Source organism: Caldisericum sp. (genome assembly GCA_022759145.1).
Classification (GTDB): Bacteria; Caldisericota; Caldisericia; order Caldisericales; family Caldisericaceae; genus Caldisericum.
The window spans coordinates 12765-19890 of record JAEMPV010000049.1; the positions used below are offsets into that span (position 1 = coordinate 12765).

Annotated in this window: 10 protein-coding genes; 4 read left to right on the forward strand and 6 right to left on the reverse strand. The window is 32.4% G+C overall.

Going from position 1 to position 7126, the window contains the following annotated elements:
• The first annotated feature begins 217 nt into the window (after positions 1 to 217).
• From JHC30_03370 to JHC30_03385, 4 genes are all read left to right on the forward strand, one after another.
• On the forward strand, positions 218 to 1468 hold the full coding sequence (locus tag JHC30_03370; GenBank protein MCI4463193.1) for a DUF2334 domain-containing protein: 1251 nt from the start codon (positions 218 to 220) through the stop codon (positions 1466 to 1468).
• 435 nt (positions 1469 to 1903) lie between these two features.
• Complete coding sequence (locus JHC30_03375) at positions 1904 to 3394, forward strand: DUF262 domain-containing protein (GenBank protein MCI4463194.1); 1491 nt, start codon at positions 1904 to 1906, stop codon at positions 3392 to 3394.
• A 7-nt stretch (positions 3395 to 3401) separates the two neighbouring features.
• Positions 3402 to 3554 carry a hypothetical protein gene (locus JHC30_03380; protein ID MCI4463195.1) on the forward strand — a complete coding sequence of 51 codons (153 nt, stop codon included), beginning with the start codon at positions 3402 to 3404 and terminating at the stop codon, positions 3552 to 3554.
• Position 3555: 1 nt separating this feature from the next.
• Positions 3556 to 4437 carry an NERD domain-containing protein gene (locus tag JHC30_03385; protein ID MCI4463196.1) on the forward strand — a complete coding sequence of 294 codons (882 nt, stop codon included), beginning with the start codon at positions 3556 to 3558 and terminating at the stop codon, positions 4435 to 4437.
• A gap of 181 nt (positions 4438 to 4618) precedes the next feature.
• Here the strand turns inward: JHC30_03385 and JHC30_03390 are convergent, their stop codons facing one another.
• The 6 genes from JHC30_03390 to JHC30_03415 all read right to left on the reverse strand — a co-directional run bounded on the left by JHC30_03390 (position 4619) and on the right by JHC30_03415 (position 7106).
• Positions 4619 to 5398 carry a hypothetical protein gene (locus tag JHC30_03390; GenBank protein ID MCI4463197.1) on the reverse strand — a complete coding sequence of 260 codons (780 nt, stop codon included), beginning with the start codon at positions 5396 to 5398 and terminating at the stop codon, positions 4619 to 4621.
• A 10-nt stretch (positions 5399 to 5408) separates the two neighbouring features.
• The gene (locus tag JHC30_03395) at positions 5409 to 5807 is read right to left on the reverse strand and encodes a hypothetical protein (protein MCI4463198.1); all 399 of its coding nucleotides are present in this window, start codon (positions 5805 to 5807) and stop codon (positions 5409 to 5411) included.
• Positions 5808 to 5810: 3 nt separating this feature from the next.
• A complete protein-coding gene (locus tag JHC30_03400) occupies positions 5811 to 6008 on the reverse strand; it encodes a hypothetical protein (protein ID MCI4463199.1) in 198 nt (65 codons plus the stop codon).
• 147 nt (positions 6009 to 6155) lie between these two features.
• Positions 6156 to 6488, reverse strand: coding sequence for a DNA adenine methylase (locus JHC30_03405; protein MCI4463200.1), 333 nt, complete (start codon positions 6486 to 6488; stop codon positions 6156 to 6158).
• Complete coding sequence (locus tag JHC30_03410; GenBank protein MCI4463201.1) at positions 6437 to 6913, reverse strand: Dam family site-specific DNA-(adenine-N6)-methyltransferase; 477 nt, start codon at positions 6911 to 6913, stop codon at positions 6437 to 6439. The genes JHC30_03405 and JHC30_03410 overlap by 52 nt, the downstream gene beginning before the upstream one ends.
• Positions 6885 to 7106 carry a DNA adenine methylase gene (locus tag JHC30_03415; protein ID MCI4463202.1) on the reverse strand — a complete coding sequence of 74 codons (222 nt, stop codon included), beginning with the start codon at positions 7104 to 7106 and terminating at the stop codon, positions 6885 to 6887. The genes JHC30_03410 and JHC30_03415 overlap by 29 nt, the downstream gene beginning before the upstream one ends.
• Between the last annotated feature and the right edge of the window lie 20 nt (positions 7107 to 7126).

A 7126-nucleotide genomic window follows, 5' to 3' on the forward strand; every position in this document is an offset into this window, starting at 1 on the left:
GTTCGCCTGCGCTTTATTCTTTATCTGGTTAATTATAAAGTTTAGTATCTGCAAGAGTTGGTTTTCTTATAGTTGAGTTCCTTGCTGTTATTAGCTTTCGCCCTCATTTCATAGTAGAGTTTTTGACTTAAGTTTGTAAAATTTTCTTAATACTCCAAATTTTTTATATTAAAAAAGATTTTATATTATATAATATTGTCAAAATGTGGAGGTATTTATGAAAAGAGTTTTAGTTTTATTGTTGATTTTTATGCTTGTGCCTATTTATCCATTGAAGGCGCAAACTATTAGCCAACCGAAAATTGCACTTTTACGCCTCGAGGATGTCTCTCCCTGGTATGCAATGCAGGGAAATGGGCTTGAGGCGCTCAAGAAAGTAGCAGAGTACCTCCATTCTCAGAATGTTCCGTTTCATGTATCTGTTGTCCCGATCTATACTGATCCAAAAAGAAAAATCTATCTTGATATGAGTGACCCAAACGACCCTCGTATGGCAGAGTTCAGGGAAACTATCAAGTATATGGCAGCAATGGGAGGAGTAATTGGCATACACGGTTATACGCATCAGCATGGAGATGGCATCTCAACTGCGGATTTTGAATTTGGGGTTGATGAGGAGACTTCAACTGATACTTATGCAGAATCACATATAACAAAAGCAATAGAAGCATTTAATAAATCAGGTATTAAATATTTTTACTGGGAGACACCGCACTATACGGCAAAAGCGAATCAGTACAAGATCTTTGCAAAGTATTTTACACTATTTTACGAGCCTGATTTTAACTATCACAGGACAAAAACAATTGCGGTTTACTACGATTTAAGGGATGATAAGAAGCCCGTTTACTTTTTTCCTGCGCCATTCCTTATGGTAACAAACGAAGCTGATGTTTTAAGGATTTTAAATTGGGCGAAGTTTTCTAATGCAAATTTCGTGTCCTTTTTCTTTCATCCTTTTAGAGAGTTTTATTCTACTTATGGTGGAGAAGGCAAGCTTGTTTTTGAAACAACCAGAACAAGAGGGTATATCGAAAGACTTGTAGAGGATTTGAAACATCAAGGATACACTTTTAAGACAATCAATGACCTTAAGATTATCACCTTTAAGCCTAATAGCGATGTCTATTCTATAAATGACCTTTATTTGGTCGATAAAAATAAGCCAATTTTTAAATCTAACACTTTCTATCTTCCTTTGAAGAGTTTACTAAGTTCCCTCAGCATAAACACGGAAAATTTAGAGGATACTTTGAATTTTGTTTCTAATAACCAAAAGATAACCTTATACCTAAAAGATCTTTCTATAGATGCTAATGGAATTAAGATTACAAAGGAAGGCTTTAAAGGGATACCCCCTATTATAAATGTTGGAAATAATCTTTATGCATCGGTTGATTTTATTTCACGCTTCCTTGCGGTAGTTCAAGTTAACAGTGCAAGGGAAGAGATAATAGTAATAAAGTAAACAGTTTTTACGCTTTTGGTAAATATTTGTATCGCTCTGTATGGCAAATACCCAGCTATTTTAAAAAAGTCTCTTACTTAAGAACAAGGTTTTGAATAAATAGAGCAAATTACCTTCTAAAACTAAATGCTGCAAGTTTGAAGATTATAGGGTTGTGGTTTATACTATCCTTGCAGAGAAAAATCTAAAACTTCTTGAAGAAGAGAAATCTGAGGAATTAAGGAGCCTTTATGCGGATAATATCTAAATTAAGGGCGACGATTTAACGTGTCCTTTTTAATTTACTTTTGTTTGCAAGATTTTTAAAAGATGGTAAAATTTGATTAATACTTTAGTTTAAGTTGTAGATAAAGGAGAGGTTAATTAGAAAATGGCTGAAATTAATACAGAAAAGAAAAAAATCGGTGAGATTTTTGTGGATAACTTTCTATTTAAATTCCCAATTTTCAAAGATCGTTTAGCTGGAGGAAAGATAACTTTTCTGAGTTATTTGAGGATATTTATGCTGCATCCGACGAGAACCAGGAAGAATATTTCTTAGGTTCTATAATTTTGCAGCGAGAGGGAGAAAGTAGAACTTACTCTATAATAGATGGTCAACAGCGGTTGACTAGCATTGCAATTCTTCTTGCTGTTATGAGAGATAAAACTAAAGATGAAAATTTGAGACAATCTATTCAGGAGTCTTTATACGAAAAAGGTGATAAATTTAAAAGGATACCATTATCCTTCCGAATAAAGATGTGGAAAGACTTGAGTGATTATAAAAAGTATATTTATGAAATGTCTAAAACAAATTTATATGTTGAGGAATTTGAGAGTGGCAAGATTAAGTATACCGATAAAAAGGACCCAAGATATTCTCTCTATGAAGAAATTAAAACATTCAGCGAGGAATATGCCGAAAAATTCACAGGAAATCCAGGTTCTGAAGGTAAATTTGTTGAGTATCTTTTTAGCAATGTGTATCTTGTTAACATCTGGACTAGGGAGTTACCATATGCCATTAAATTGTTTAATGTATTGAATACAACGGGTCTTCCCTTAACGACCGCTGATATTCTTAAAGCGGTTAATTTGGCGGCAATTGATGAATATAAGCGAGCTAAATATGCAGAAATTTGGCGAGAAAGCGAAGACGATATAGGCAGAAAAGAGTTAGAGAAGTTTATTGAATTTATTCTTACAATGAAACTCAAAAGAAAAACTATTCATTCTGTTTATGATGAATATAATAACTATATTTTTGGAAAATATTTCAAAAAAGGAGAGGAGTTCATAAATTATTTAAAGAAGATTGCTGATATTTATGAGCACTATGTACGTAATCCAATAAATATAGATGATGAAAATAAGTACAGAAGCCTTATAAATTTAATGGTGAATTATATCCCATTTGATGATTGGGTACCACCGCTAATATACTTTTACGAAAAGTATGGAGATTGTTACCAAAGTAAGTTGATGAATAGCTTTTTAACAAATTTTCTCTATGTTCTTGAAAGGAGAACTGTTATTGACTGGGTGTTGGGTCTTACATTCACTAAGAGATTACTAAGTTTAATAGGAGTGGTTAATATTATTGATGAGAATGAAGATCCCGAGAAAGTTATTGAAGCAATAAAAAATGGATTGTATAAAGAGAATTTGAAAATTGCTTTCAAGGAAAAAGTAAATGGGATCGATTTTTACAATGAAAGTTTCGCTAAATATCCCCTCCTTATGATAGATTTAGAATATGTAGATAAAAGTAATTTTGGAGGGTACAAGGAACCTATAACAATCGAGCGCATACTTCCTCAAAATCTACCTGAAAATAGTAAATGGATAGAAAAATTCTCTGAAGAGGAAATGCAAGAGTGGAAAAACAAAATTGCAATCTTGTTTTGCTCGGGAGAAAAAAGAATATTTATACTCGAATTATAAATGTGAGATGAAAAAGCAAATTTATTTTTATAAAAATGGAAAGTCTCCGTTTGTAATTACACAGGAACTTAAAAAATACGACGATTGGAATATGGATATTCTTAGAGAAAGACGGGAAAGATTGGTTAATAAATTAGTTTCGATATATTTTGGAGGTTAAAATGTTTGCAAGGGTAATATACCAAGATGACGAAATAAGGAAGAAGTTTTATCAGAAGATAAAAGAAAAAGTCGAGAAAGAGAGGCAAAAAGTTGTAGAAAACGATAATAGCGGGTTTCTAGCCAAACTACTAAGGAATACCGAAGTTGATAAATTCGATAGGAAAGTAGCGCATGACAATGAAAAAGGTTCTTCTGGTGAAAAAGAATTTGAAACACAGATGTGGCTATTGTTAAAGGGCGATTCTTATGTGTTACCTGATTATGTTTTTCAAATAAGTAAAGACGAATTTATTCAAATAGACAACATTGTAATAAACAAAAGAGGGATTTTTCTCGTAGAAATAAAAACTTGGAGTGGCTCTTTTGTTGCAAGCGACAAGGTTTGGAAAATGAGGCAAGGAAAAGATTGGGTTCCAGTAGAGAATCCAACAGCTCAGCATAATAGACATTTTAAACTGTTTAATGTCTGGCTTCAAAAAAACCTTAATGAATTATATCAAAAGATTGAAAGTGTTGTTTATCCAGTGATTGTGTTAAAACAAGTAGATTGGATAAAGTCCGATTATTCTTCAATCCCTGTTGTTTCTGGTGCGATGGGTTTTATTGGGTTTATTTTGGAGAAACCAAGAAATCAACTTTCTGCCGAGACTATTGAACTTGTAGTGGAAAAATTGAGAGCTGTTAAACCTCTGGATGACCTAAACGAAATTAAATTTGAAGAAGGAAAGACAAAATCCGGTAAGAGATTTGTAAAAGTTGAAGGCTCGAAGGAAGATGCCCAGAAAGTTGCAGAAAACTACAAATCTAAATACAAGGTAGGAGAAATTTACCCTGATAAATTTAAGGAAAATTCGTACTTCTTTTATATAGAAGAGAATTAACAAAAGTGCTTTTTGTTTTAAATGTCCTGACCTGCTCTTTACAGGTTTTAATATGCAAAATTTTTAGTGTAGGTTTAGGTTCATCTTATGTTATTAACTATAATCAATTATATTACCGTAACACTTCTCTAAATTCTTGCAAATATGCTATACAATTAATTATAGACGAAAAACAAATAATTTAATAAGCCTTTGTGCTATGCTTTATCCTTCTTAAATCTTCTTTTTTACTTGGTTTACTGAATATAAAAAGGTGTTCATGCATGATAAGGTAGAAGTTGTACTTTTCTATTTGCTTTTCCCAATATGGTGTTGATTTGCAATTATGTTGAACTTTAATAATGTCTTCTTTTAGTCCAAATCCGTTCTTGAGAAATAATTCCATTTCATAGTATGAAAGAGGGACGTAATGCCCTTTTTTACGTGTATCACCTATTAGGATAGCACAGTATTTATCTTCTTTTAGTACTCGATATAATTCCTTTACACCTTTTTCAAATTCATCCAAAAATTTTGACATGTCACTTATGTTTGATAAGTCGCCATCGATTTTTCCTTCTGAATATTTTATAATGTTAAGATATGGAGGGTGAGTTATTATAAGATCAACACTTTCGTTGCTAAGGAAATTTATATTTCTTATATCTCCTAAATATACATTTTGTTCAGAAGGATCATCTGAGTTAAAATTTAGGTTTTCAAGTGTAGTTTTCACCGCCTCTGGGTTTATATTAATTCCTATGCGTTTTCTTTTGAGGAGTTTTGTTTCAATAAGGGTTGTGCTACTTCCGACCATAGGGTCTAAAACTACATCGCACTCTTTTGAATAACGCAAAATCACATTTCTTGGAATTTGAGGTGCAAAGTTACCTCTGTATTTTGGGTTGTGAGTTGCCCACTTGCCTCTGTCTGAAAAAGACCAGACAGTTGTTATTTCCTTTTTAAATTCATTGTTTTCCATTACTTTACTATCAAGAACTTTCCACTTTTGACAAGTCTAATGCTGTTGTAATTTTCAAGTTCAGTAAATTCAAATTGATAAAGCATAAATACCTTACAACTTTCTCGAAGAATATCGGTATTACTTTCTTTTTGGTTACTTGTTGCCATTGCCTGTATGGATAATAAAGTTGTCGAATTATTACATTGCTTTCTTGCCTATTTTTCGCTTCAATTAAAACGACCTTCTCTTTACCTTCAAAGCCTGCATCAACTTCAGTTTGAACACCTTTTACTTCTAAATTATATTTGTTGACATAAAACCTGAAACTTGGAGTGTATTTTCTTCCTCTTATTGTTAATACAAGAATATTATCTTCTAAGAAAGTTCTGATAAGACTTGTAGCGTATGCATAGTCAAGGTGCTGCATTTCTTAATCACCTATGGTAACCGCATCGAGATTGAAATCCAATTTCGAGCTATATTCAACAAGATCGCCTTCAATCTTTGGAATATCAACATATCCTTCACCTTTTATAATTGCATATTCGCCATTTTTTATGGGAAGGATAAAAAGTCCCATATCTTTAAAAACCTGAGGACTTGATTCTCTTGTGTCTTGCTTGCACAATATACGGACTTCTTTTTCGGCAGTGTTTTTAAAATCTTGGCAAGCCCTTTTGATCTCTTCCGCTGTAATTATATAAGGTGATTATCAAAGTCATGAGCATAAATATTGTAATCTTTAAAAATTTTCTCCCATGATGCGTCGTGCATTTTAATCTCCTATTTTATAATTTGTTCTAATTAATTCCTTAATGTTTCCTCTTTTATTACCTATACAATTAATTACACGGCTTGCTTTTACTCTATCAATGTAAAATCCCTTGTAGATTGTATCAAAGAAGTCGTTTGATGGGTCCTCATTTTTAGGGTCCGAGTTTGATAGCATAAGAAAAGCTCCCCTTTTATCCATTTCGGAGAAAAATTTTGAAAGCCTTACCTGGTCTTCCTCTGTGAAACCCTCTTTTGAATATTGAGTGAAACTTGCAGTTTTACTTATTGGAAGATATGGTGGATTAAGATGTACAAAATCCCTCGTTTTATGTATTTTTTGCTTGCCTCAAAATCCTCGCAAATGATTTCTACATCTTTTAGCGCTCTGTGGACTTCCATAATATTATCTTTATCACATATATTTGGCCTTTTGTATTTGCCATGGGGCACATTAAATTCGCCTCTCCTATTTTGTCTAAAAAGGCCATTATAACATGTTTTGTTCAGAAAAATTAAGTAAGATGCTCGTTCAATCCAACTATCACTAAAATGCTCGTAATTAAAATTATGCATCTGTTTATTAAAAACTTCTCTTATTTTGTAGTAGTATTCCTTTCTTTCTGTCTCGGTTTTCTTTAGATATGTTTTTTCAATCTGTTCGAGCCTTTCTATAAGTTTTACTGGGTCGTTCTGGATTACTTTATATGTTAAAATAAGTTCCCTATTGATGTCAGACAAAAAAGATTTTTTTAACCTCATAGTGGCTTTTAAGGTAAAAGAAAAAAGCTCCACCACCAACAAATGGTTCAACATATGAATCAATAACTTTGCTACTTTTTATATGAGGCGGCATGTGTCTTACCAGTTCTGTGATTAATTGAGTCTTTCCATCCGCCCATTTTAAAAAAGGCTTTGCGTTGATTGCTTTTTCACTTTCTAATATCGCTTTCATATTCTATTTAATATTATTGA